Source organism: Variovorax sp. EL159 (assembly GCF_900100965.1).
Classification (GTDB): domain Bacteria; phylum Pseudomonadota; class Gammaproteobacteria; order Burkholderiales; family Burkholderiaceae_C; genus Variovorax.
Window position 1 is genome coordinate 132,919 of the sequence record NZ_FMUJ01000011.1, and the last position, 19,361, is coordinate 152,279.

General features: G+C 65.7%; 29 protein-coding genes and 1 pseudogene. 3 read left to right on the top strand and 27 right to left on the bottom strand.

Annotated features, from left to right (window positions below; all coding sequences use genetic code 11):
• Window positions 1-48: 48 nt before the first annotated feature.
• The 11 genes from BLQ28_RS31520 to BLQ28_RS31570 all read right to left on the bottom strand — a co-directional run bounded on the left by BLQ28_RS31520 (window position 49) and on the right by BLQ28_RS31570 (window position 8,234).
• Window positions 49-1,446, bottom strand: a complete 1,398-nt coding sequence (locus BLQ28_RS31520) for a HAMP domain-containing sensor histidine kinase (protein ID WP_093247276.1) — start codon at window positions 1,444-1,446, stop codon at window positions 49-51.
• The gene (locus BLQ28_RS31525) at window positions 1,443-2,135 is read right to left on the bottom strand and encodes a response regulator transcription factor (RefSeq protein WP_176801283.1); all 693 of its coding nucleotides are present in this window, start codon (window positions 2,133-2,135) and stop codon (window positions 1,443-1,445) included. The genes BLQ28_RS31520 and BLQ28_RS31525 overlap by 4 nt, the downstream gene beginning before the upstream one ends.
• 50 nt (window positions 2,136-2,185) lie before the next feature.
• The gene (locus BLQ28_RS31530) at window positions 2,186-2,557 is read right to left on the bottom strand and encodes a hypothetical protein (RefSeq protein WP_256327530.1); all 372 of its coding nucleotides are present in this window, start codon (window positions 2,555-2,557) and stop codon (window positions 2,186-2,188) included.
• A 5-nt stretch (window positions 2,558-2,562) separates the two neighbouring features.
• On the bottom strand, window positions 2,563-3,042 hold the full coding sequence (locus BLQ28_RS31535) for a DUF4260 domain-containing protein (protein WP_093247279.1): 480 nt from the start codon (window positions 3,040-3,042) through the stop codon (window positions 2,563-2,565).
• Window positions 3,035-3,502: a Spy/CpxP family protein refolding chaperone gene (locus BLQ28_RS31540; protein WP_093247280.1), complete on the bottom strand. Its 468-nt coding sequence runs from the start codon at window positions 3,500-3,502 to the stop codon at window positions 3,035-3,037. The genes BLQ28_RS31535 and BLQ28_RS31540 overlap by 8 nt, the downstream gene beginning before the upstream one ends.
• A 135-nt stretch (window positions 3,503-3,637) precedes the next feature.
• Window positions 3,638-4,012, bottom strand: a complete 375-nt coding sequence (locus tag BLQ28_RS31545; protein WP_093247281.1) for a DUF4148 domain-containing protein — start codon at window positions 4,010-4,012, stop codon at window positions 3,638-3,640.
• Between the two features lie 103 nt (window positions 4,013-4,115).
• On the bottom strand, window positions 4,116-4,847 hold the full coding sequence (locus BLQ28_RS31550; RefSeq protein ID WP_093247282.1) for a YoaK family protein: 732 nt from the start codon (window positions 4,845-4,847) through the stop codon (window positions 4,116-4,118).
• A 69-nt stretch (window positions 4,848-4,916) separates the two neighbouring features.
• Window positions 4,917-6,716 carry a phosphoenolpyruvate--protein phosphotransferase gene (gene ptsP, locus BLQ28_RS31555; protein WP_093247283.1) on the bottom strand — a complete coding sequence of 600 codons (1,800 nt, stop codon included), beginning with the start codon at window positions 6,714-6,716 and terminating at the stop codon, window positions 4,917-4,919.
• A 10-nt stretch (window positions 6,717-6,726) separates the two neighbouring features.
• The gene (locus BLQ28_RS31560) at window positions 6,727-6,996 is read right to left on the bottom strand and encodes an HPr family phosphocarrier protein (protein ID WP_093247284.1); all 270 of its coding nucleotides are present in this window, start codon (window positions 6,994-6,996) and stop codon (window positions 6,727-6,729) included.
• Window positions 6,965-7,420 carry a PTS sugar transporter subunit IIA gene (locus BLQ28_RS31565; RefSeq protein WP_093247285.1) on the bottom strand — a complete coding sequence of 152 codons (456 nt, stop codon included), beginning with the start codon at window positions 7,418-7,420 and terminating at the stop codon, window positions 6,965-6,967. The genes BLQ28_RS31560 and BLQ28_RS31565 overlap by 32 nt, the downstream gene beginning before the upstream one ends.
• Window positions 7,421-7,697: 277 nt before the next feature.
• Entirely contained in the window at window positions 7,698-8,234 is a 537-nt protein-coding gene (locus tag BLQ28_RS31570; RefSeq protein ID WP_093247286.1) for a hypothetical protein, read from the bottom strand.
• A gap of 99 nt (window positions 8,235-8,333) precedes the next feature.
• Between BLQ28_RS31570 and BLQ28_RS31575 the strand changes: the two genes are divergently transcribed.
• A complete protein-coding gene (locus tag BLQ28_RS31575) occupies window positions 8,334-8,831 on the top strand; it encodes a TlpA disulfide reductase family protein (RefSeq protein WP_093247287.1) in 498 nt (165 codons plus the stop codon).
• A 64-nt stretch (window positions 8,832-8,895) separates the two neighbouring features.
• Here the strand turns inward: BLQ28_RS31575 and BLQ28_RS31580 are convergent, their stop codons facing one another.
• Window positions 8,896-9,342 carry a c-type cytochrome gene (locus BLQ28_RS31580; protein WP_093247288.1) on the bottom strand — a complete coding sequence of 149 codons (447 nt, stop codon included), beginning with the start codon at window positions 9,340-9,342 and terminating at the stop codon, window positions 8,896-8,898.
• Between the two features lie 169 nt (window positions 9,343-9,511).
• On the opposite strand from BLQ28_RS31580, the gene BLQ28_RS31585 reads away from it, so the two are divergent.
• Window positions 9,512-10,222, top strand: coding sequence for a cytochrome b/b6 domain-containing protein (locus BLQ28_RS31585; RefSeq protein WP_093247289.1), 711 nt, complete (start codon window positions 9,512-9,514; stop codon window positions 10,220-10,222).
• Entirely contained in the window at window positions 10,219-10,806 is a 588-nt protein-coding gene (locus tag BLQ28_RS31590; RefSeq protein WP_093247290.1) for a GNAT family N-acetyltransferase, read from the top strand. The genes BLQ28_RS31585 and BLQ28_RS31590 overlap by 4 nt, the downstream gene beginning before the upstream one ends.
• Window positions 10,807-10,819: 13 nt before the next feature.
• On the opposite strand, the gene BLQ28_RS31595 is transcribed toward BLQ28_RS31590, so the two are convergent.
• The 15 genes and pseudogenes from BLQ28_RS31595 to BLQ28_RS31665 form a co-directional block, all read right to left on the bottom strand.
• Complete coding sequence (locus BLQ28_RS31595; RefSeq protein ID WP_093247291.1) at window positions 10,820-11,326, bottom strand: peroxiredoxin; 507 nt, start codon at window positions 11,324-11,326, stop codon at window positions 10,820-10,822.
• A gap of 72 nt (window positions 11,327-11,398) precedes the next feature.
• Window positions 11,399-11,668 (bottom strand): 30S ribosomal protein S17, encoded by a 270-nt coding sequence (rpsQ, locus tag BLQ28_RS31600; RefSeq protein WP_015867662.1) that lies wholly within the window; start codon window positions 11,666-11,668, stop codon window positions 11,399-11,401.
• Window positions 11,669-11,677: 9 nt separating this feature from the next.
• Complete coding sequence (rpmC, locus tag BLQ28_RS31605; protein WP_093247292.1) at window positions 11,678-11,887, bottom strand: 50S ribosomal protein L29; 210 nt, start codon at window positions 11,885-11,887, stop codon at window positions 11,678-11,680.
• 55 nt (window positions 11,888-11,942) lie between these two features.
• Complete coding sequence (gene rplP / locus BLQ28_RS31610) at window positions 11,943-12,359, bottom strand: 50S ribosomal protein L16 (protein WP_021012789.1); 417 nt, start codon at window positions 12,357-12,359, stop codon at window positions 11,943-11,945.
• Window positions 12,360-12,414: 55 nt separating this feature from the next.
• Window positions 12,415-13,338, bottom strand: coding sequence for a 30S ribosomal protein S3 (gene rpsC, locus BLQ28_RS31615; protein WP_093247293.1), 924 nt, complete (start codon window positions 13,336-13,338; stop codon window positions 12,415-12,417).
• A gap of 17 nt (window positions 13,339-13,355) precedes the next feature.
• A complete protein-coding gene (rplV, locus tag BLQ28_RS31620; RefSeq protein WP_007838134.1) occupies window positions 13,356-13,688 on the bottom strand; it encodes a 50S ribosomal protein L22 in 333 nt (110 codons plus the stop codon).
• A gap of 9 nt (window positions 13,689-13,697) precedes the next feature.
• Complete coding sequence (gene rpsS, locus BLQ28_RS31625) at window positions 13,698-13,976, bottom strand: 30S ribosomal protein S19 (RefSeq protein WP_007838132.1); 279 nt, start codon at window positions 13,974-13,976, stop codon at window positions 13,698-13,700.
• Window positions 13,977-13,986: 10 nt separating this feature from the next.
• Window positions 13,987-14,811 carry a 50S ribosomal protein L2 gene (gene rplB, locus BLQ28_RS31630; protein WP_093247294.1) on the bottom strand — a complete coding sequence of 275 codons (825 nt, stop codon included), beginning with the start codon at window positions 14,809-14,811 and terminating at the stop codon, window positions 13,987-13,989.
• Window positions 14,812-14,813: 2 nt separating this feature from the next.
• Complete coding sequence (gene rplW / locus BLQ28_RS31635) at window positions 14,814-15,149, bottom strand: 50S ribosomal protein L23 (protein WP_007838129.1); 336 nt, start codon at window positions 15,147-15,149, stop codon at window positions 14,814-14,816.
• Window positions 15,146-15,766, bottom strand: coding sequence for a 50S ribosomal protein L4 (gene rplD / locus BLQ28_RS31640; protein ID WP_028259871.1), 621 nt, complete (start codon window positions 15,764-15,766; stop codon window positions 15,146-15,148). Before rplD ends, rplW begins: the two co-directional genes overlap by 4 nt.
• Window positions 15,766-16,446 (bottom strand): 50S ribosomal protein L3, encoded by a 681-nt coding sequence (gene rplC, locus BLQ28_RS31645; RefSeq protein ID WP_007838124.1) that lies wholly within the window; start codon window positions 16,444-16,446, stop codon window positions 15,766-15,768. Before rplC ends, rplD begins: the two co-directional genes overlap by 1 nt.
• 225 nt (window positions 16,447-16,671) lie before the next feature.
• Window positions 16,672-17,214: a hypothetical protein gene (locus BLQ28_RS31650; protein WP_093247295.1), complete on the bottom strand. Its 543-nt coding sequence runs from the start codon at window positions 17,212-17,214 to the stop codon at window positions 16,672-16,674.
• Window positions 17,215-17,225: 11 nt separating this feature from the next.
• Window positions 17,226-18,677, bottom strand: a complete 1,452-nt coding sequence (locus BLQ28_RS31655) for a hypothetical protein (protein ID WP_256327531.1) — start codon at window positions 18,675-18,677, stop codon at window positions 17,226-17,228.
• Window positions 18,678-18,947: 270 nt separating this feature from the next.
• On the bottom strand, window positions 18,948-19,262 hold the full coding sequence (gene rpsJ, locus BLQ28_RS31660) for a 30S ribosomal protein S10 (RefSeq protein ID WP_007838118.1): 315 nt from the start codon (window positions 19,260-19,262) through the stop codon (window positions 18,948-18,950).
• Between the two features lie 21 nt (window positions 19,263-19,283).
• A pseudogene (locus tag BLQ28_RS31665) lies at window positions 19,284-19,361 on the bottom strand (elongation factor Tu); the annotation flags it as partial.

Here is a 19,361-nt window from a genome sequence, read left to right on the forward strand (position 1 = left end):
GGCTGGTAGCGCAGGCGACAGCGCGCACCCACCCGCGAACCCCAAGGACTAAGGCAACCGGATGGTGATCTGCAGCCCCGGATGCGCATTGCGCACCGTCAGCTCGCCACCATGCGCCTCGGCGATCAGCCGGCACAGGTACATGCCGAGGCCGACGCCACCGGTGGCGCGCGCGCGGGCGCCGTCGGTCCGGTAGAAGGGCTCGGTCAGGCGTTCGAGCTGTGCCTCGTCGACACCGGGGCCGTGGTCGCGCACCTCGATCTCGACGCCCTGCTTCTTGCCATCGACCACGGCCCGCAGCGACACGCAAGGCGGCCGGGGCGCACCGGCGCTGTAGCGCAGGGCGTTGTCCAGCAGGTTGCGCACCAGCAGGCGGACGCGCATGCGGTCGACGGCGTGCGGCGGCAGGCCTTCGGCCAGGTCCAGGTGCACGTCCTGTGCATCCGGCATCTCGGCCACGGCCTCGCGGATCAGCACCGCCAGGTCGACCGGCTCGCGCTGCAGCGCCACGTGCGGGCTCGCGAGGCGCTCGCTTTCGAGCAGGTCGCTGATCAGGTCGCGCATCTCGTTCAGGTCGCGCAGCAGCGCCTCGCGCTCGGCCTCGCCTTCGGGCGTGGCGGGCAGCAGCTCGGCATTGAGCCGGGCGCGCGTGAGCGGCGAGCGCAGCTCGTGACTCAGCGCCAGCAGCAGTCCGCGCTTGGCATCGAGCATGGCCTGGATGTCGTCGGCCATGGTGTTGATGCGCTGAGCAAGATCGCCGAGGTCGTCGTTGCGGCGGATCGGAATGGGCTGCGTGAACTCGCCGCGGCCGAAGCGCTGCGCGCCTTCGCGGATGTCGATCAGCGGCCGCAGCAGGCGGCTCACGAAGGCATAGGCCAGCACCACCAGCAGCAACAACACGCAGAGCGTGGCCCAACCCGCGGTGCGCGGTGCGAATTGCCAGAGCCTCGGCGCCCAGCCGAAGATGACGCGGTGGCCATCGGCCGTGGGGCGGATGAACCACTTGTCGCTCCTCGTGTCTTCGTCGGGGTCGCGCATCCAGCCACCGGGGCTGTGCAACCCTTCAGGGTTCGAGTCCCAGTTGACCACGGGGCCAACGATGCGGATGGTGATCGGCAACCGGTTCACCAGCGCCTGCGCGCGCGCCACGTCGGGCGGCGTGCCGAGCTCGGCGACGAGCCGGTCGGTGTAGTCCACCAGCATCGGCTGCGCGGCCTCGGCCCAGCCGGTGGAGAAAGACTTTTTCATGCCGCCCACGAACACCGCCGCCATCACCAGCGCCAGCATCACGAACATCATCACCAGCCGCATGCGCAGCGAGCGGCGCCAGCGGCGCTTGCCCTGCACCTTCTCGTGCCACTGCGCGTGCCATTGCTTGCGCATCTCTTCGCGGCGGCATGCCAGCTCGCGCCATGCCTGGCGGTGGTCCCGGCGACGAAAGTTCATGCGGGTTCGCTGCGTGCCACGGCCAGCGCATAGCCGGCATTGCGCAGCGTCTTGATGCAGTCCAGCGGCTCCAGCTTCTTGCGCAGGCGGCTCACCACGATGTCGACCGCGCGCGTGTACAGCTCGGCCTCGTGGCCGCGCAGGCGGTTCAGGATGTCGTCGCGGCTGAACACCTTGCCAGGCTCGGCCGCCAGCAGCGCGAGCAGCTCGAACTCGGTGCCGGTGAGCTCGACGCGCTCGCCGTGGCGCAGCACCTGGCGCCGGTCGAGGTCGATCGACAGGCCATCGAACACGCGGTGCTGCGTGCCGTTGGCCGCAGGCGGCGTGCTGCGCTGCCGCCGCAGGATGGTCTGCACGCGCGCCACCAGCTCGCGCGGCTCGAAGGGCTTGGGCACGTAGTCGTCGGCACCGAGCTCGAGGCCGACCACGCGGTCCATCACTTCGCCGCGCGCGGTGAGCATCACGATGGGGATGTCGCTTTCCTTGCGGATCTCGCGGCACAGCTCGAAGCCGTCCATCTCGGGCAGCATCACGTCGAGGATGGCAGCGTCGTAGTGGCCCGCGCGCAGCTTGGCAAGGCCATCGCTGGGCCGCACTGCGCTTTCGAGCGTGCAGCCGAAGCGTGCGAAGTAGGTGGTCAGCGGCGCGGCGAGGTGTTCGTCGTCGTCGATCAGCAGGATGCGCGGCATGGCGGGATTGTGCCTTCTGGCCAGGAATTGGCGGATGACTTCGCTGACCATCAGACCTGCCGGCATCGCACCGCCAGGGTCAGGCCCGTCGCCAGCAGCGCGAGCAACAGCGCGTGATAGATCACGTCGGGCACCGTGCGCGGACCGATGCCCACGACGATGGTGACCAGGCCGACGAGCGTGCCCAGCAATGCAAAGCCCTGGCCGATGATCGCGGCCGAGCGCGCGTGCGAGGGGCGCAGCCAGGTCTCGACCGAGCCGAGCACCAGCACGACCGCGATCACCGCCTCGGCCGTGCGGGCGTGCGCATGCGCAAAGCCCGGCACGAGCCGGCCGGCATGCACCGTCGATACAATGCCGAGCGTGAGCGCCTCGGTCAGCATCCATGCGCGCGCGACCGACGGGCGCATGGCGTATGCCACACCGCTCACCATGGATCGGCCCGGCCGATGCGGCCGAGGTGCGTGAGGTTGAAGCTCGCGGCGTACTTGAGCCCGTAGCCGAGCGTGCGGTCGAGCCCGATGTGGGCGCACCAGATCAGTCCGCCGGCCACGGCCCACGGCATCGCCGCGAGCACGCCGAGCGCCAGCAGAAGCACCGGGCCGACATATGAGTGCGCGGCGTTGTAGAGCGCCGCGCCAACGCGCGGCCCCGCGAGATAGCCCAGCATCGACAGGTCAGGCACGAACAGCCAGAGCGCGAACGCACCCCAGCCCGCACCGAACTGCGCATAGGCGGCCAACGCCACGCCCAGCACGACGGCCCCTTCGAGCCGCAACAGCGTGCGAACGCGGCCGGCCGCCACGCCCGCCGCGTCATCGGACGTCGCGGCGTGGGACATCCAGGGCGCCGGCGATGCGGCAGCGCGCCGTACCGCGAGCCCGAAGGCCGACATGGCCTCAGCCATGACGGCTCCAGCGTCGGCCGCCGCGCTCCATGAAGTCGCGCACCTTCTGTTGTTGCGCGGCGTTCAGGTTGTCGAAGAAGTCAGCGGCGGCGGCAATGACCTCGGGGCTGCCCGTGCGCACGGCGGCGGTCTTCTCGTCGATGAGCCGCGAGGCGCCGGCCTGGTCGAGCTTGTTGCCGGCGAACAGCGCCTTGAACTGCGAGCGCGGGTCGCCCGAGCCGCCTGCGCCGCGCAGGGCCTCGCGCTGCGCCTGCAGCTTCTCGGCCAGCACGGTGAGCTTCTGCTTTTGCGATGCATCGAGTTCGAGCTTGCTGCCCACGCGTTCGACCATCTTCGCGCGGAAGTCGGCGCTGTCGCCGCCGCTCCAACCGTGGCGTTGGCCGGCACAGCCGGCGATGCTGCCAGCCACCATCGCGGCGCCAGCGAAACCGAAGAGAGTGCGTTTGATCCAGTGCTTCATATCAAGTCCTTGGTGTTGTCTTGTGAGGAGGAAGCTCGATGGTGCTTTGGGCACCGGGCCAAGTCCTCTCGCCGGCGTATCGGCGTGTTTCGTTTGATTGCGACGGAAGCGGTGCGAGCAACAAGCGGGTGCCGCTTACATGCGGCTGCTCTTGGCGTTGGCGGCTGCCGCGCGTGCGTCGACGGGGTTCTGCATGGTCGAGATGACCTGGCTGTTCACGCGCGAGCTGGCCGACACGTTCTGGTCGGGCGCGGCGGCGGTGCGCACGGCTTCGGCGACAACGCGTGCGCGGTCGGTCGACACAGCCATGGTTTCAGCGCCGCGCGAGCCGCGCACGACGTTCTGGTCCGGTGCCGAGGCGGTGCGCACGGCTTCGGCGCTGACTTCGACACGGCTCTTGGCCGACACGAGCGGCTGCACGCCCTCGTAGTTCTCGGCCTTGGCGCCGGCAGCGGCGAGCATGGCGAACGAGCCGACGGCAACGATCTGGGTGAAGGAAAGAGATTTCATGACACAGGCCTTTCAGGGGTTGAAGAGGAAGGCCTGATCGTGCTTGCGGGGTCGCCGCAAGTCCTTTCGCCGCAGTTTCGGCGTGTTTCGTTTTATTGCAGCGCTATTGCTTTCGCAGTAGTTGCAGCAACGCGGCCAGCGCCACGCAGGGCACGAGCAATGCCCAGAAGCCCGCATGCGCATAGCCCAGCCCGCCGCCGAGCGAGCCCACCGCGAAGGCGGCCACCGGCGGCCATGCCTTGTGCACGCGCGCCGATGCGCCGGCCATGCCCGGTGCACGCGTCGCGATGTCGACAAGGTCCATCACGAGTTGCGTGACGTTGCCCGTCATCACAGTGCTGGGCGTCAGCTTCGAGAACACGCTGCGCGCGGCAGTGTTCTGGATCGACATCGCCAGCACGCCCATCAGCCCGACCGCGATGGCCGGCACGCCGTTGCCGCTGACGAAGGGGCCGGCCCACACACCGGCGCCCATGAAGGCCAGCAGGCAGATCAACTGCGTGCCCAGCAGCGGCGCGGCGGTGTCGAGCCCTCGCCGTTCGCGCGACAGCTGGAACAGCCGCGTGGCCGCCACGCCCAGCACGAAGGCCGGCAACGCCAGCAACTTGCCGACCACGCCCGAATGTCCGCTGCCGCCCATGGCGGCACCGATCAAGACGAAGTTGCCCGTGACGTGCGCGGTGAACAGCCCGAACAGTGCGACGAAGCCGAGCGTGTCGACAAAGCCGGCGGTGAAAGCCAGCAGCATGCCGTGCCAGGCGCTCTCGGGCGCAGTGCCGGCGGCGGGTGCTGCGGTGGTGGTAGCAGTAGTAGTGGCGGGTGTGGCCTGGGTCATTGGCGCGGTGTCCTTCTGCAGTGTGTCGGCCGGTGCAACCGCGTTGCCGATGGTGCGCCGCCGACCCGGTCAGCCCGCGAGCGCGACGCCGGGATCGTCGGAGTCGAGCACGCTCTTCGCCCAGGCTTCGAGCTTGCCGGTGTCGGCCCGCAGCACCTCCTGCTTGACCGCGAGGATGCGCGAGGGGTGCATCGAGAAACTGCGCAGCCCCAGGCCCAGCAGCAGGCGAGTGAAGGCCACGTCGCCCGCCATCTCGCCGCACACGGACACGCCCTTGCCCTGGCGCCGGCACTCGGCAATGGTGTCGGCCACCAGCTTCAACACGGCGGGGTGTGCGGGGTCGTACAGGTGCGCCACCGACTCGTCGGCCCGGTCGATCGCCAGCGTGTACTGGATCAGGTCGTTGGTGCCGATGGAAAGAAAGTCGAAGTGCTTGAGGAAGATGCGCAGCGTGAGCGCGGCCGCCGGAATCTCGATCATGGCGCCGAGCTTCACGTGGCCGTACACCGCGCCGCGGTTGTCCAGTTCGGCACGCGCGAAGTCGATCAGCGAGAGGGTCTGGCGGATCTCGCTCGCGTGCGCGAGCATCGGGATCAGCAGGTGGATCTCGCCGTGCGCCGCCGCACGCAGGATGGCGCGCAGCTGCGTGAGGAACATGGCGGGGTCGGCCAGGCTCCAGCGGATGGCGCGCAGGCCGAGCGCGGGGTTCAGGTGTTCCTGCTTGTTGGCCGACTTGCTGTCCAGCGGCTTGTCGGCGCCCACGTCGATGGTGCGGATGGTGACGGGCATGCCCTGCATGCCCTCGACCGCGCGCTTGTAGGCCTGGTACTGCTCTTCTTCGTCGGGCAGGCGGGTCTGGCGCGCCGACGACTCGCGGCCCATGAAGAGGAATTCGCTGCGGAACAGGCCCACGCCCACCGCGCCGGCCTTGACGGCGCCCACGGTGTCTTCGGGCATCTCGATGTTGGCGAGCAGCTCGACGCGCTGGCCGTCGAGCGTGACGGCCGGCTTGTGGCGCAGGCGCGCGAGGCGGCCGCGTTCGAGGTCGCCCTGGCGCTGCTTGAAACCGTACTCGGCCAGGATGATCGGCGAGGGGTCGATGATCATCACGCCGGCGTCGCCGTCGATGATGACCCAGTCGTCCTGGCGCACCAGCTGGCTCGCAGTGCGCGCGCCCACGATGGCCGGGATGTCCATGCTGCGCGCCACGATGGCGGTGTGCGAGGTGCGCCCGCCCACGTCGGTCACGAAGCCGGCGAACACGCTCTTCTTGAACTGCAGCATGTCGGCCGGCGACAGGTCGTGCGCGATCAACACCAGCGGCACGTCGATGCCATCGCCCGCGGTGGGGTCATCGTCTTCGTCGGTGGCGGCGGCGCGCTTGCGGCGCGGCGGGCTCGGCGCGAGCACGGCGGCCGTGCCCTTCATGCGGTGCAGGATGCGCTCGACCACCTGCTCGAGGTCGGCCTTGCGCTCGCGCAGGTACGCGTCTTCCATCTCGTCGAACTGGCGCGCGATGATCTCGAGCTGCGTGGTCAGCGCCCATTCGGCGTTGTAGAGCCGCTCGCTGATCCAGTGCTTGACGCCGCCACTCAGGGCCTCGTCCTGCAGCAGCATCTGGTGCACTTCGAGCAAGGCGGCCAGCTCGTGCGGCGCGTCATTCGGGCCCATCTGCGCGACGCTGCTCTGCAGCTTGATGAGCTCGTCGGCGACGGCGTTGCGCGCGGTGCGCACGCGGTCGATTTCGGTGTCGATCTCTTCGGGCTTGATGAAGTAGTGCGCCACATCGATGCGGCTGGACACCACCAGCACCGCACGCCCGATGGCAATGCCACGGGCAACAGGGAGGCCGTGGACTGCGAATGTCATGGGGTGGCCCTTATTCGCCTTCGCCGAACTTGTCGTCCATGAGCTGGACGATGGCGCTCATCGCTTCTTCTTCCTGCGGGCCATTGGTCTCGAGCTCGACGGTGGAGCCGAGCCCGGCGGCCAGCATCATGACGCCCATGATGCTCTTGGCGTTGATGCGGCGGTCACCGCGAGAGAGCCACACCTCGCAGGGAAAGCTGCCTGCGAGCTTGGTCAGCTTGGCCGATGCGCGTGCGTGCAGGCCCAGCTTATTGCTGATGGTCACGGATTTCTTGATCACTGTGCTTTCTTTTTGCCTGGTTCTGGGGAGCCGCCACGGCGACCTGCATGACACCCGCGGTGCCGCCGGCGATGGCGCGCTGCACGAGCGTGTCGAGCGGCTCGTGCCGGTAGGTGACGGCGCGCAGCAGCATCGGCAGGTTGACACCCGCCACCAGCCGCGAACGCACGCCGTCCACCAGTTTCTGCGCGACGTTGCAAGGCGTTGCACCGAACACGTCGGCCAGCACCAGCACCTGCGAGCGCGGCGCATGCAGTTGCTGCGCGAGCGTGATGCGCGCGGCGGCCAGGGTTTCTTCGGGCGACACGTTGGGCAGCACGTCGAGCGCGATGACGGCCTGCTCGCAGTCGGGAAACACATGCAGCGCGCACTGCCGCAGCGCCTGCGCGAACGGTGAGTGGGCGATGATGAGGATGCTGTTCATGCGGAGCGAGGGACGACGCGTCGATTATGCGGGGGCGCCCCATGGAAGTAGATACAGGACACAACGCAGCAGCCCCGAAAAATGGACACTGCGGCACGAAACGCGGCCCTGGTGAGGGGGCGGGAGCCGCTGAAAAGACCGGTCTGCGGGTGCACACCCCTGCCGCGGGACTTGCTATCAAAATCAAAGCAAAGCCGACCGCCCACGTACGCAAGCGAGCCGATACCCGCCGCCGGCGATCGACGCCTCTTTCGCTGGCCGGCAAGCAGGCCAACGCTCATGGGAGGTGCAGACCCTCGAAGAAGGTCTTGGCCGCTTCCGGCGAAGACGGCTTGCCCAGCACGGTGGCCTGGTAGAGCGCCACGGTGCCGTCTTTCTGCGACTGGGCGAACCAGAGCACCTGGACCGGCGCGGCCCCTTGCTGCGACGGTTGGGCGTCGAGGCGCAGTGGCGCGGGCACGGCCGTCGCGCGCTGCACGGTCGCAGGCGCCTCGGCCACCTGCGCATCGGCCAACTGGCTGCGCGTGGCGGCGCGCCAGGCGTTGAGCCAGGCCTCGGCCTGCACGGGGCTGTTGGCGGCCGCATGGGCGATGGCGAAGGTCGCGCCGCCGGCTTCGCAGCCGGTCATGTCGACCTGCACGGATTCGGCGCCCAGCGGCAAGGCCCGGTTCGCGCGATCGGCCTTGCAGGGCAGCAGCGCGACGAGGCCGGATTCGGCGATCGGCACCTCGCGCCAGTTGAAGGTCGGGCTGCAGGCGGCAAGCAGGGCCGCCGCGCTCAGCGCAAGCCAGGAAGGAAGAGCGGGCGAGGGCATGGGGCAGCGATTATCGAGCCGCTCGGCGCTGCCGGGGCGCCCGCCAGCACGATCCGGCGAGCGGAACTAAAATCGCGCCGCCCTTCTCTCTTCGCTGCCATGAAAAAATACATTGCTGCCGCCGCCGTCGCTCTTGCATTGGCCGTCGGCGTGGGCGTGTACCTCGGCTCCGGCAGCACAGCGGCCCCTGCCTCGACCTTCGTGCTGCTCGACGGCACCCAGAAGAGCACCGCCGACCTGAAGGGCAAGGTCACGCTGGTCAACTTCTGGGCCACCAGCTGCGTGACCTGTGTCGGCGAGATGCCGAAGGTCATCGCCACCTACGACAAGTACAAGTCGCAGGGCTACGACACGCTGGCGGTGGCCATGAGCTACGACCCGCCGAGTTATGTCGTCAACTTCGCCGAAACGCGCAAGCTGCCGTTCAAGGTGGCCATCGACAACACCGGCAGCGTGGCCCAGGCCTGGGGCGACGTGAAGCTGACACCCACCACCTACCTGGTCAACAAGCGCGGCGAGATCGTGAAGCGCTATGTGGGCGAGCCCGACTTTGCCGAGCTGCACAAGCTGATCGAGAAATTGCTGGCCGAAGCCTGATCGCTTCGTTCCCCAATAAAAAAGGCGCTCCAGGGAGCGCCTTTTGCTTTTCTGCCGCAGTGCCTTACTGGTTGCGGAAGCTGTCGTGGCATGCCTTGCAGCTTGCGCCGGTCGGACCGAACTGGGCCTTGAGCGCGTCGATGTTGCCGGCCTTGGCGGCAACCACCAGCTTGCCGGTTTCCTCGATCAGCTTCTGCTGGCGTTCCTTGAACTTCGCGTCTTCCTTCCAGACTTCGGGCTTGGCCTTGCCGCCTTCGGTACCGGGGCCGAAACCTGCCCAGGGCAGCTTGGCCATGTCGGCCACCACCTCGGCATTGGCGGCGGCAGCCGCGGCGTCGTAGGGCACGCGGCCGTTGGCCATGGCGCCCAGGCGACCGAAGTGCTGGCTCATCACGAACAGCGCGCTCTGGCGGTACTTGATGGCGTCCTCGGGTTTGGCGAACTGTGCCGCGGCGGGCAGAGCCGTCGCAGCGCAGGCAGCGGCCAGGGCAAGCGAAGCGAATCGATTCATCGTGGAGCCTTCCTCATTCATGTGTGTGGGGGAAACGCCGTCGAACGCGGCGCTGCTGCGGAGTGTAGAGGCAGCCCATGTCGCACGCATAGCAACAACCCGAAGCGGAGCGGGGCCCGGACTTTGCTAATCTGCGCCTTCCGCAGCATCGCGCCCCGCGCCTTTTTCGATGACCGACTCTTCCGTGGCCGCCCTCCACGCGCGCGCCCCTAGCGAAGCCCGCACACGTGTCTGGGACTTGCCCACGCGCCTGTTCCACTGGGCACTGGCTGTGGCCGTGATCGGCCTGATCGGCACTGGGCTGAGCGGTGTCATGGAATGGCATTTCCGCCTGGGCTACACGGTACTCGCCCTGCTGCTGTTCCGCTTGCTCTGGGGCTTCGTGGGCGGGCGCTGGTCGCGCTTTGCCTCGTTCTTCTACGGGCCGGGGTCTGTCGTCGCCTACCTGCGCGGGCGGGCGCATCCGGACCACCTGATCGGGCACACGCCGCTGGGGGCACTTTCGGTGTTTGCCGTGCTGGCCATCCTCATGCTGCAGGTCACGACCGGACTGATGGCCGATGACGAGATTTCAGCTTCGGGCCCGCTCACGCGCTTCGTATCGGGTGGCGTGGTGAGCCTGGCGACGAGCTGGCACAAGGCGCAGGGCAAGTGGATCGTGATTGCGCTCGTCAGCCTGCATGTGCTGGCCGTGCTGTTCTATGTGCTGGTCAAGCGGCATCGACTGGTGCGGCCGATGGTGACGGGCGACAAGCAAATTTCCGCCGCGAACGGCAACGTCGCAGCCAGTCGCGACGATGCGGCATCGCGCTGCCTGGCGCTGGTGCTGTTCGCGCTGTGTGCGGGCTTGGCATTCTGGGTGGCATCGTTGCGCGTATGAGCTTTTCTGTTTCACGCCCCCTGCCGCTGGCGGACATGCCGGCCGTCGTCCTGCTCGTGCCCGAAGCGGCGAACGAGATCGACGCCGTGCGCGCCATCTTTCGCGACTATGCGGCCTCGCTGAACATCGACCTCGACTTCCAGGATTTCGACGGCGAACTCGCCGAGCTGCCCGGCGAATATGCAGAACCCCGCGGGAATCTTCTGCTGGCGCTCGTCGACCCGGCCAACGTCAAGGAAGACGCCGGGCGCCAGGCCCCGACGCTGCAGCGCGCCAACGGCACGCTGGCGCACATCGCCGGCTGCTGCGCGCTGCGCCCCCTCGACAACGTGGACTACGCGAACGCAGCCGAGATGAAGCGCCTGTACGTGCGCCCCGGCTTTCGCGGACTGGGCCTGGGCCGCCAGTTGGCCGAGGCCACGCTCGATGCCGCGCGCAGTGCGGGCTACGCCTGTGTACTGCTCGACACGCTCGACGACATGGAATCGGCGCGGGCACTCTACGAAGACCTGGGCTTCGCGGAAGTGCCGCCCTACTATCACAACCCCGTTGCCGGGGCCCACTACCTCAAAGTGGATCTTTGATGATTGCCGCGGCTCAGCCGCGGGCTTGCGCCAGCAGCGTGTCGGCGTCGCTGACTTCGAACTTGCCCGGCGCCTCGACGTTGAGCGTCGCGACCTTGCCGTCCTTCACGAGCATCGAATAGCGGTTGCTGCGAAGGCCCATGCCGCGGCCCGTCAGGTCCAGCGTGAGGCCCGTGGCCTTGGCGAAATCGGCACTGCCGTCTGCCAGCATGCGCACCTTGGCGCCGGTCTTCTGGTCGCGCGCCCAGGCGCCCATCACGAAGGCGTCGTTCACGCTCACGCACCAGATCTCGTCCACGCCGGCAGCCTTGAAGTCATCGAAGTGCTGCACATAGCCCGGCACGTGCTTGGCCGAACAGGTGGGGGTGAAGGCGCCCGGCAATGCGAACAGCGCGATCGTCTTGCCGGCCGAAGCCTTGGTCACGTCCACGGCGTTCGGGCCGATGCTGCAGCCTTCGCCCTCGACTTCTGAATATTCCTGCAGCGTGGCCGAAGGAAGGGTGTCGCCGACTTTGATCATTGAATAAGCTCCAGAAAAAGAAAAACGGCCCACATTGTGGGCCGTTTCCGGTTGAGTCGTGTGACTCGAAGATCAGACCAGCACGGCCTTCTCGACCAAGCGGGTCACAACCCAGTTCTTGGTCTTCGAGATCGGACGGCTTTCCGTGATCTCGATGGTGTCGCCCAGCTTGTACTCGCCCTTTTCGTCATGGGCGTGGTACTTGCTCGTCTTGGCCACAATCTTGCCGTAGAGCTCGTGCTTCACACGGCGCTCGACCAGCACGGTCACGGTCTTGGCACGCTTGTCGCTGACCACCTTGCCGATCAAGGTGCGCTTGAGGGATTTTTTAGCTTCCGTCATGTTCACTCCTTACTTGGCGGCTTGGGTTTCTTGCTGCTTCTGAGCAAGAATGGTCTTGGCGCGCGCGATGTCGCGACGCGTCACGCGCAGCGTCGAGGTATTCGACAGCTGTTGCGTGGCTTTCTGCATGCGCAGACCGAAATGGGCCTTCTGCAGTTCCTTGACTTCGGCTTGCAGGCCTGCGACGTCCTTCGTGCGCAGGGTTGCGGCCTTGGTCACCTTGGCCGGAGCCGCGGTTTCTTTTTTCTTACGTGTTGCCATGGATGTTCTCCTCTCAGGCGCCGAGCTGGCGAGCGACGAACGTCGTGCGCAGCGGAAGCTTGGCGGCGGCCAGGCGGAACGCTTCGCGGGCGAGTTCTTCGGGCACGCCGACGATCTCGAACACGATCTTGCCAGGCTGGATTTCAGCGACGTAGTACTCGGGGTTGCCCTTACCGTTACCCATCCGCACTTCAGCGGGCTTGGTAGAGATTGGCTTGTCCGGGAACACGCGGATCCAGATGCGGCCACCGCGCTTCACGTGACGTGAAATTGCGCGACGAGCGGCTTCGATCTGGCGTGCCGTGAGGCGACCGCGGTCGGTGCATTTGAGACCGAAGTCACCGAAGGCAACCGAGTTACCCCGGGTTGCGATGCCGGTGTTGCGGCCCTTTTGTTCCTTGCGGAACTTTCTGCGTGCAGGTTGCAGCATGTTTTGTTACTCCGTGAGGACTGCCCCAGGCGCTTGCGCGCCCGGGAAAGACCGATTACTCGGTCTTGGCACCGTCAGCTGCTGCAGCTGGCGCGGCTTTGCGGACGCGCTTAACGGCGGGTTTCGAGTCTGCACCCGGTGCAGCGGGAGCTGCGCCAGTGGCTTCTGCGGGCTTGTCGCTGCCATCGGCCGGCGCGGTGTTGCCACCGATCGGGCCACGGCCACCGGCACGGGGGCCAGGACCACGGCGGTCGCCACCCGGACGGTCGCCAGGGCGACCATCACGGCGGGGACCACGCGGGCGGCGCTCTTCGTCCGGACGAGGCGTTTCGACGGCCGGCAGGTCGTTACGACCCAGCGTGTCGCCCTTGTAGACCCAGACCTTGACGCCGATGACGCCGTACGTGGTCTTGGCTTCCGAGGTGCCGTAGTCGATGTCGGCGCGCAGGGTGTGAAGCGGCACGCGACCTTCGCGGTACCACTCGCAACGAGCGATTTCAATGCCGTTCAGGCGGCCCGACGACATGATCTTGATGCCCAGGGCACCCAGACGCATGGCGTTCTGCATCGCGCGCTTCATGGCGCGGCGGAACATGATCCGCTTTTCGAGCTGCTGCGTGATGCTGTCGGCGATCAGCTGGGCATCGATTTCGGGCTTGCGCACTTCTTCGATGTTGACAGCGACCGGCACGCCGAGCTGCTTGCCCAGTTCGCGCTTGAGGTTCTCGATGTCTTCGCCCTTCTTGCCGATCACGACGCCCGGACGTGCCGAGTAGATCGTGATGCGTGCGTTCTTGGCGGGACGCTCGATCATGACGCGCGACACCGAAGCGTTCTTCAGCTTCTTCTTCAGGTATTCGCGAACCTTGATGTCTTCGGCCAGCATGCCCGCGAAATCGCGGTCGCTTGCGTACCAACGGCTGGACCAGTTACGGGTGACCGCAAGGCGGAACCCGGTTGGGTGGATTTTCTGTCCCATATTTCTTCCAGGCCTTCTTAGTTGCCAACCGTCACGTACACATGGCACGTGGGCTTGCTGATGCGATTGCCGCGACCCTTGGCCCGCGCGGTGAAGCGCTTGAGCGTTGCACCTTGCTCGACGTAGATGGTCTTGACCTTCAGCTCGTCGATGTCGGCACCGTCGTTGTGCTCGGCGTTGGCGATTGCCGACTCCAGCACCTTCTTGATGATCACAGCGGCCTTTTTCTGCGTGAACTGCAGAACGTTGAGCGCTTGATCGACCTTCTTGCCGCGGATCAGGTCAGCGACCAGACGGCCCTTGTCGACCGACAGGCGGACACCGCGGAGGACTGCACGTGTTTCAGACATGGTCGTTCCTTACTTCTTCTGGACTTTTTTGTCCGCGGGGTGCCCCTTGAACGTGCGCGTGAGCGCAAATTCGCCGAGCTTGTGGCCGACCATCTGGTCGGTGATGTACACAGGCACGTGTTGCTTGCCGTTGTGCACAGCGATGGTCAGACCGATGAACTCGGGCAGAACCATCGAGCGGCGCGACCAGGTCTTGATCGGCTTCTTGTCCTTGGTCGTCACGGCCTTGTCGGCCTTGGCCACGAGGTGGTGGTCGACGAAAGGACCCTTTTTGAGAGAGCGAGTCATTGGCTATCCCTTACTTCTTGCGACGCGACACGATGAAGACCTGCGTGCGCTTGTTGTTACGGGTGCGATAGCCCTTGGTCAGATTGCCCCATGGGTCGACAGGATGGCGGCCTTCGCCAGTCTTGCCTTCGCCGCCACCGTGCGGGTGGTCGACCGGGTTCATCACAACGCCGCGGACGGTCGGGCGGATGCCCTTCCAGCGCTTGGCGCCTGCCTTGCCGAGTTGGCGCAGGCTGTGCTCTTCGTTGGCCACTTCGCCGATGGTTGCGCGGCATTCGATGTGGATGCGACGCACCTCACCCGAACGCATGCGGACCTGGGCGTAGACACCTTCGCGAGCCAGCAGCGTGGCCGACGTACCGGCCGAACGCGCGATCTGCGCGCCCTTGCCGGGTTGCAGTTCGATGCAGTGGATCGTCGAGCCGACCGGGATGTTGCGGATCGGCAGGGTGTTGCCGGCGCGGATCGGGGCTTCGGCGCCCGACAGCAGCGTTGCACCAGCTTCAAGACCGCGCGGGGCGATGATGTAGCGGCGCTCGCCGTCGGCGTAGCAGACCAGAGCGATGTGGGCGGTACGGTTCGGGTCGTATTCGATACGCTCGACCTTGGCCGGGATGCCGTCCTTGTTGCGCACGAAGTCGACAACGCGGTAGTGGTGCTTCGAACCACCGCCACGATGACGGATCGTGATGTGACCGTTGTTGTTACGGCCGGCCTTCTGGAACTGGGGTTCCAGCAGGGCTGCGTGAGGAGCACCCTTGTGCAGGTGGTCACGCGAAATCTTCACCGCGCCGCGTTGGCCCGGCGAAGTGGGTTTCATCTTGATGACGGCCATGATTAAGCGCCTTCCCCAACGAGGTTGAGCTCTTGACCGGGCTTGAGCGTCACATAGGCCTTGCGAACGTTGTCGCGGCGGCCGATGGACTTGCCAAAGCGCTTGGTCTTGCCCTTGGTGTTGAGCACCGACACGCCCTGGACTTCGACCTTGAACATCAGTTCGACAGCGGCCTTGATCTCGGGCTTGGTGGCGTCTTGCAGCACCTTGAAAGTGACAGCGTTCGACTTCTCGCCGACCATCGTGGCCTTTTCGGACACGATCGGGGCGACCAGCACCGCCATCAGGCGGCCTTCTTCGAACGTACGTTCAGCGGCGGTAGGGTTCACGCGGCTCATGCGAACATCTCCTTGAGCTTGTCGACGGCACCCTTGGTGACCAGCACCTTCTTGTAGTGAACCAGCGACACCGGATCGGCGTAACGGGGTTCGACCACGAGAACGTTCACCAGATTGCGCGAGGCAAGGTACAGGTTTTCGTCGACTTCTTCGGCGATCACGAGCACGGACTCGAGATTCATTGCCTTGAAACGGGCTGCCAGCGGCTTCGTCTTGGGCGAATCCACGGTCAGCGAATCCACCACGGCCAGACGGCCTTCGCGAGCGAGCTGCGAGAAGATGGCGGCCATGCCGGCGCGGTACATCTTCTTGTTGATCTTCTGCGAGAAGTTTTCGTCAGGCATGTTCGGGAAGATGCGGCCACCCCCGCGCCACAGCGGCGACGAGGTCATACCGGCACGGGCGCGGCCCGTTCCCTTTTGCTTGAAAGGCTTCTTGGTCGAGTGCTTGACCTGCTCGCGGTCCTTCTGGGCGCGCGTGCCTTGGCGGGCGTTGGCCTGGAATGCAACGACGATCTGGTGAACCAGGTCTTCGTTGTAGTCACGGCCGAACACGGTCTCGGGGGCGTCGTACTTCGACGCGGCCTGGCCTTGTTCGTTCAGGAGTTCGAGTTGCATTACTTCGCTCCTTCAGCCGCTTGCGGCTTGGCCTTGATGGCGGGACGCACGGTGACGAAGCCACCCTTCGAACCCGGGATCGCGCCCTTGATGAGCAACAGTTGACGTGCTTCGTCGATGCGGAAGACGTCGAGGTTTTGCGTCGTGCGGGTGACGTCGCCGAGGTGGCCCGTCATGCGCTTGCCGGGGAACACGCGACCGGGGTCTTGTGCCATACCGATCGAGCCGGGAACGTTGTGCGAACGGCTGTTACCGTGCGACGCGCGTTGCGAGCTCATGTTGTGACGCTTGATCGTGCCAGCGTAGCCCTTACCGATGGAAGTGCCTTGCACGTCCACCTTCTGGCCCACGGAAAACACGCTGGCAGCAGCAATCACGCCGCCAGCCTTGTGCTGACCTGCGGTTTCTGCGGTAACGCGGAATTCCTGGATGATTTCGCCAGCTTCGACACCTGCCTTGGCAAGGTGGCCGGCTTCGGGCTTGGTCACGCGCGATGCTTTGCGCGAACCGAACGTCACCTGCAGGGCGACGTAGCCATCGGTCTCTTGGGACTTGATCTGGGTCACACGGTTGTTGGACACATCCACCACCGTGACAGGAACTGCGTCCCCGTCATCGGTGAAGAGACGCATCATCCCCACCTTGCGGCCCAGCAACCCGAGGGAGTTGCTCAGACTCATTTGTTTTCTCCAAAAATGGAAACTCCCTTCGCCGCTGCCACTTCAATTGGCGACAGCGTTTGGCGGGTTCCCCAGCCTGCGAAAGAAGGTTGATAAATCTCTGCCCGAACAACACCCATGCGGACGCAACAAGGGCAGAGCCAAAGATTATAGCCCGGCATGCGGGCTAGGCGCAAGGGGCGTGTTCAGGCCAGCTTTCCGGGGCTTCCGGACCCGGTTTTTCCCTTATTTGGCGGGCATCGAGATGATGTTGTCCCCGTCCGGTGTCGACTTGAGGTCGCCGCTCGACTTCAAGGCAGGCGTCACACCGCCGGTTTGGATGGGGATGGAAATGGCGCTTGTAGCGTCGCCCTGCTGAATGAATACATTCAGGTAAGCAAGGCCGTCGCCCTGACTCACCACCGAGACGGTCGCACTCGTGCGCTTACCCGCAGGCAGCGTCAGGGTGCTGGCGCCCGAGAGCGTGAGGCCGCTGTCGACGGCAAGACGAACCGTCGCACCGTCGGGGTTGCTCACGCCGTCGAACTGCAGCACGACCGATGTCGCCTTGCCAACCTGCGGCGTGCCTTCGACCTGATATCGCAATGTGACACCGGAGTCATTGGGCTTTCGGGCCGCGACCGTCATGGACACCGCGCGATGCGCCGCCACGGACGGCTTGGCGCTGCGCGAGACTGGTGGCGGCACGCCGTCGGCCAGGACAGGCACACAAAATGCGCCCAGAGAGAGGCACGCCAGAGCGAGTATCGAGTTTGAGCGGATGGTCATGGCACCCTTCCTTACTGAATGGTGACGTTGAAACACACCGAAGACCCCGAGTTGGCGGAGTCGGACACCGCCAGAACGTAATCACCGACCCCGAGGCTGACCTTGCTGCCCGATCGAGGGATCAATCCGCCACGATAGATGTCAAATTGAGGGACAGCGCCAGTCGGGCCACCGCCGACAGCAAACTGGTAGTCACGATTCGCTGGCGCCGTGAATCGAAGGTACGCAAAACTTCCCAGCTTGTTGTCGTTGCCCGCCACGTTCGAGACGCAGGCCTTCGTCACCACCGGCACGGTCATTGCCGCCCCATACATCGGCAGTACACCCGGGACAGTCGGTTGCCCGCCAGCATTCGTTTCCTGGTCGCCGTAAGGATCGTTGGCTGCCGCACTGATGTTCTGGGCCGTCAGCAGACCAGCCAGCGCCGACCTGCCGTCCGACGCCACGACGCCGAATGCCGAAGTGAACGGGTGGATCGACGTGACGGCGGCCCCGCTGCGGAAGGGCAAGCTCGTCATGGTGTTGTGGATCGGCCCAAAACCAACCTGCTGGTTGAGGTTCCAGAAAATCGACTGTATCGAGGCCTCCCGATACCAGCCCGGATTGCTCGAAGGTCCGGTTGTGAGATCCATGCTGCCGCCATTGGCTTGCTTGGGCCCCTTTGAATCCACATAGTTGCGCCGATTGAGCGCAATGCCCGACCAGGCATTGCCCCAGCCCTCGGAAAACGCCAGACGCCGGTCGACGCGATCGTCCCCCGAGTGATCGCCACCCGGCGAGTCATCGCGGCTGAAGGAGGACTGGTAGTAGTGCCCCCATTCGTGCGCGATCACTGGCGCATCGAATTCATCGGTATCGACGTCTTCCTTGCCCAGCACGTAGATCTCGCGCCCGGTGCTTCGATTGATAAAGAAAGTAGTACCGATCTGGCCCGCCGCCACGCTGCCGCCCGCCGGCGCATTGTTGGGGCTCCAGAACACACGCAGCGGCGGAAATGCCGAAGCCGGCGCGACAGACAGCACCTTCTGCATGGCGGTGTAGACCGTGTCGAGAATGGCGAACGGCGCTGCCACCCGCTGTGTTGCGTACTTCGAGCCATCCCAGCCGGTGCTGGCGCGAAGATCGCGCGTCAAGGCGACCGCACCCGACGAGAACGCCGACGATTGCATGGAATAAAGGCCGTTTGCCTGGGTGTTGTCTCTCACACTGACATCCCAGCTCGGCCCCGGGGCGGCACGGGTCAGTTGAGCCCGCACGCGCACGAAAAGGGTTGTGTTCGCCGGCACCGTCAGGGTGTAGGCGCCGCTGTCGTCGGTGGTCGCCGTGGCCAGTTGCGCGGAAGAAGTGGCATCGACCGCTTCGACCATCGCGCCACGCACCGGCTTGGCCGAAATGTTGGCGTACACCAGAGCCCCGTTCGGATTCGGGACGGACTCATAGGTGGCCGTGCCGCTCAGGGTCACGGAAGCCGCCGCCACGGGCGGAAGAATGGGAAACCCGCCACCGCCTCCCCCGCCTCCACCACCACAGCCAGCAAGCAGTGCCGTCGCAAGACATGCGACTCCGAATGCAAAAGAAAACTTGTGACTCATAGTGTGTGCTGCCCTCGTTTCAGCCCCGGCCGAGATGCTGAAAAAGGCCGGTGCGCGAGGATGCCACAGCCGCCCCCAAAAGAACAAAGCCCGCCTGCATTTCTGCAGGCGGGCTTTGTCAAAACGCGACGCGAGGCTGAATTACTGCAGCTTGATCTCGACGTCCACGCCAGCCGGCAGGTCGAGCTTCATCAGCGCGTCCACGGTCTTGTCGGTCGGGTCGACGATGTCCATCAGGCGCTGGTGCGTGCGGATTTCGAGCTGGTCGCGCGACGTCTTGTTGACGTGCGGCGAACGCAGGATGTCGAAACGCTTCATGCGGGTCGGCAGGGGCACGGGGCCCTTGACGATCGCGCCGGTACGCTTGGCGGTGTCAACGATTTCGGCTGCCGACTGGTCGATCAGCTTGTAGTCGAAGGCCTTCAGGCGGATGCGGATTTTTTGCTTGGTTGCCATGGTGATTCCTTTGCGTCCGGCTTAGATGTCGAGGATCTTGGCCACGACGCCCGAACCCACGGTACGGCCGCCTTCACGGATGGCGAAGCGCAGGCCTTC

Bases quoted from the DNA above. Each gene is read 5' to 3' on its own strand.
- BLQ28_RS31520 (WP_093247276.1), bottom strand. From the start codon at position 1,446: ATGAACTTTCGTCGCCGGGACCACCGCCAGGCATGGCGCGAGCTGGCA.
- BLQ28_RS31525 (WP_176801283.1), bottom strand. From the start codon at position 2,135: ATGCCGCGCATCCTGCTGATCGACGACGACGAACACCTCGCCGCGCCG.
- BLQ28_RS31535 (WP_093247279.1), bottom strand. From the start codon at position 3,042: ATGGCTGAGGCCATGTCGGCCTTCGGGCTCGCGGTACGGCGCGCTGCC.
- BLQ28_RS31540 (WP_093247280.1), bottom strand. From the start codon at position 3,502: ATGAAGCACTGGATCAAACGCACTCTCTTCGGTTTCGCTGGCGCCGCG.
- BLQ28_RS31545 (WP_093247281.1), bottom strand. From the start codon at position 4,012: ATGAAATCTCTTTCCTTCACCCAGATCGTTGCCGTCGGCTCGTTCGCC.
- BLQ28_RS31550 (WP_093247282.1), bottom strand. From the start codon at position 4,847: ATGACCCAGGCCACACCCGCCACTACTACTGCTACCACCACCGCAGCA.
- ptsP (WP_093247283.1), bottom strand. From the start codon at position 6,716: ATGACATTCGCAGTCCACGGCCTCCCTGTTGCCCGTGGCATTGCCATC.
- BLQ28_RS31565 (WP_093247285.1), bottom strand. From the start codon at position 7,420: ATGAACAGCATCCTCATCATCGCCCACTCACCGTTCGCGCAGGCGCTG.
- BLQ28_RS31570 (WP_093247286.1), bottom strand. From the start codon at position 8,234: ATGCCCTCGCCCGCTCTTCCTTCCTGGCTTGCGCTGAGCGCGGCGGCC.
- BLQ28_RS31575 (WP_093247287.1), top strand. From the start codon at position 8,334: ATGAAAAAATACATTGCTGCCGCCGCCGTCGCTCTTGCATTGGCCGTC.
- BLQ28_RS31580 (WP_093247288.1), bottom strand. From the start codon at position 9,342: ATGAATCGATTCGCTTCGCTTGCCCTGGCCGCTGCCTGCGCTGCGACG.
- BLQ28_RS31585 (WP_093247289.1), top strand. From the start codon at position 9,512: ATGACCGACTCTTCCGTGGCCGCCCTCCACGCGCGCGCCCCTAGCGAA.
- BLQ28_RS31590 (WP_093247290.1), top strand. From the start codon at position 10,219: ATGAGCTTTTCTGTTTCACGCCCCCTGCCGCTGGCGGACATGCCGGCC.
- BLQ28_RS31595 (WP_093247291.1), bottom strand. From the start codon at position 11,326: ATGATCAAAGTCGGCGACACCCTTCCTTCGGCCACGCTGCAGGAATAT.
- rpsQ (WP_015867662.1), bottom strand. From the start codon at position 11,668: ATGACGGAAGCTAAAAAATCCCTCAAGCGCACCTTGATCGGCAAGGTG.
- rplP (WP_021012789.1), bottom strand. From the start codon at position 12,359: ATGCTGCAACCTGCACGCAGAAAGTTCCGCAAGGAACAAAAGGGCCGC.
- rpsC (WP_093247293.1), bottom strand. From the start codon at position 13,338: ATGGGACAGAAAATCCACCCAACCGGGTTCCGCCTTGCGGTCACCCGT.
- rplV (WP_007838134.1), bottom strand. From the start codon at position 13,688: ATGTCTGAAACACGTGCAGTCCTCCGCGGTGTCCGCCTGTCGGTCGAC.
- rpsS (WP_007838132.1), bottom strand. From the start codon at position 13,976: ATGACTCGCTCTCTCAAAAAGGGTCCTTTCGTCGACCACCACCTCGTG.
- rplB (WP_093247294.1), bottom strand. From the start codon at position 14,811: ATGGCCGTCATCAAGATGAAACCCACTTCGCCGGGCCAACGCGGCGCG.
- rplW (WP_007838129.1), bottom strand. From the start codon at position 15,149: ATGAGCCGCGTGAACCCTACCGCCGCTGAACGTACGTTCGAAGAAGGC.
- rplD (WP_028259871.1), bottom strand. From the start codon at position 15,766: ATGCAACTCGAACTCCTGAACGAACAAGGCCAGGCCGCGTCGAAGTAC.
- rplC (WP_007838124.1), bottom strand. From the start codon at position 16,446: ATGAGTCTGAGCAACTCCCTCGGGTTGCTGGGCCGCAAGGTGGGGATG.
- BLQ28_RS31650 (WP_093247295.1), bottom strand. From the start codon at position 17,214: ATGACCATCCGCTCAAACTCGATACTCGCTCTGGCGTGCCTCTCTCTG.
- rpsJ (WP_007838118.1), bottom strand. From the start codon at position 19,262: ATGGCAACCAAGCAAAAAATCCGCATCCGCCTGAAGGCCTTCGACTAC.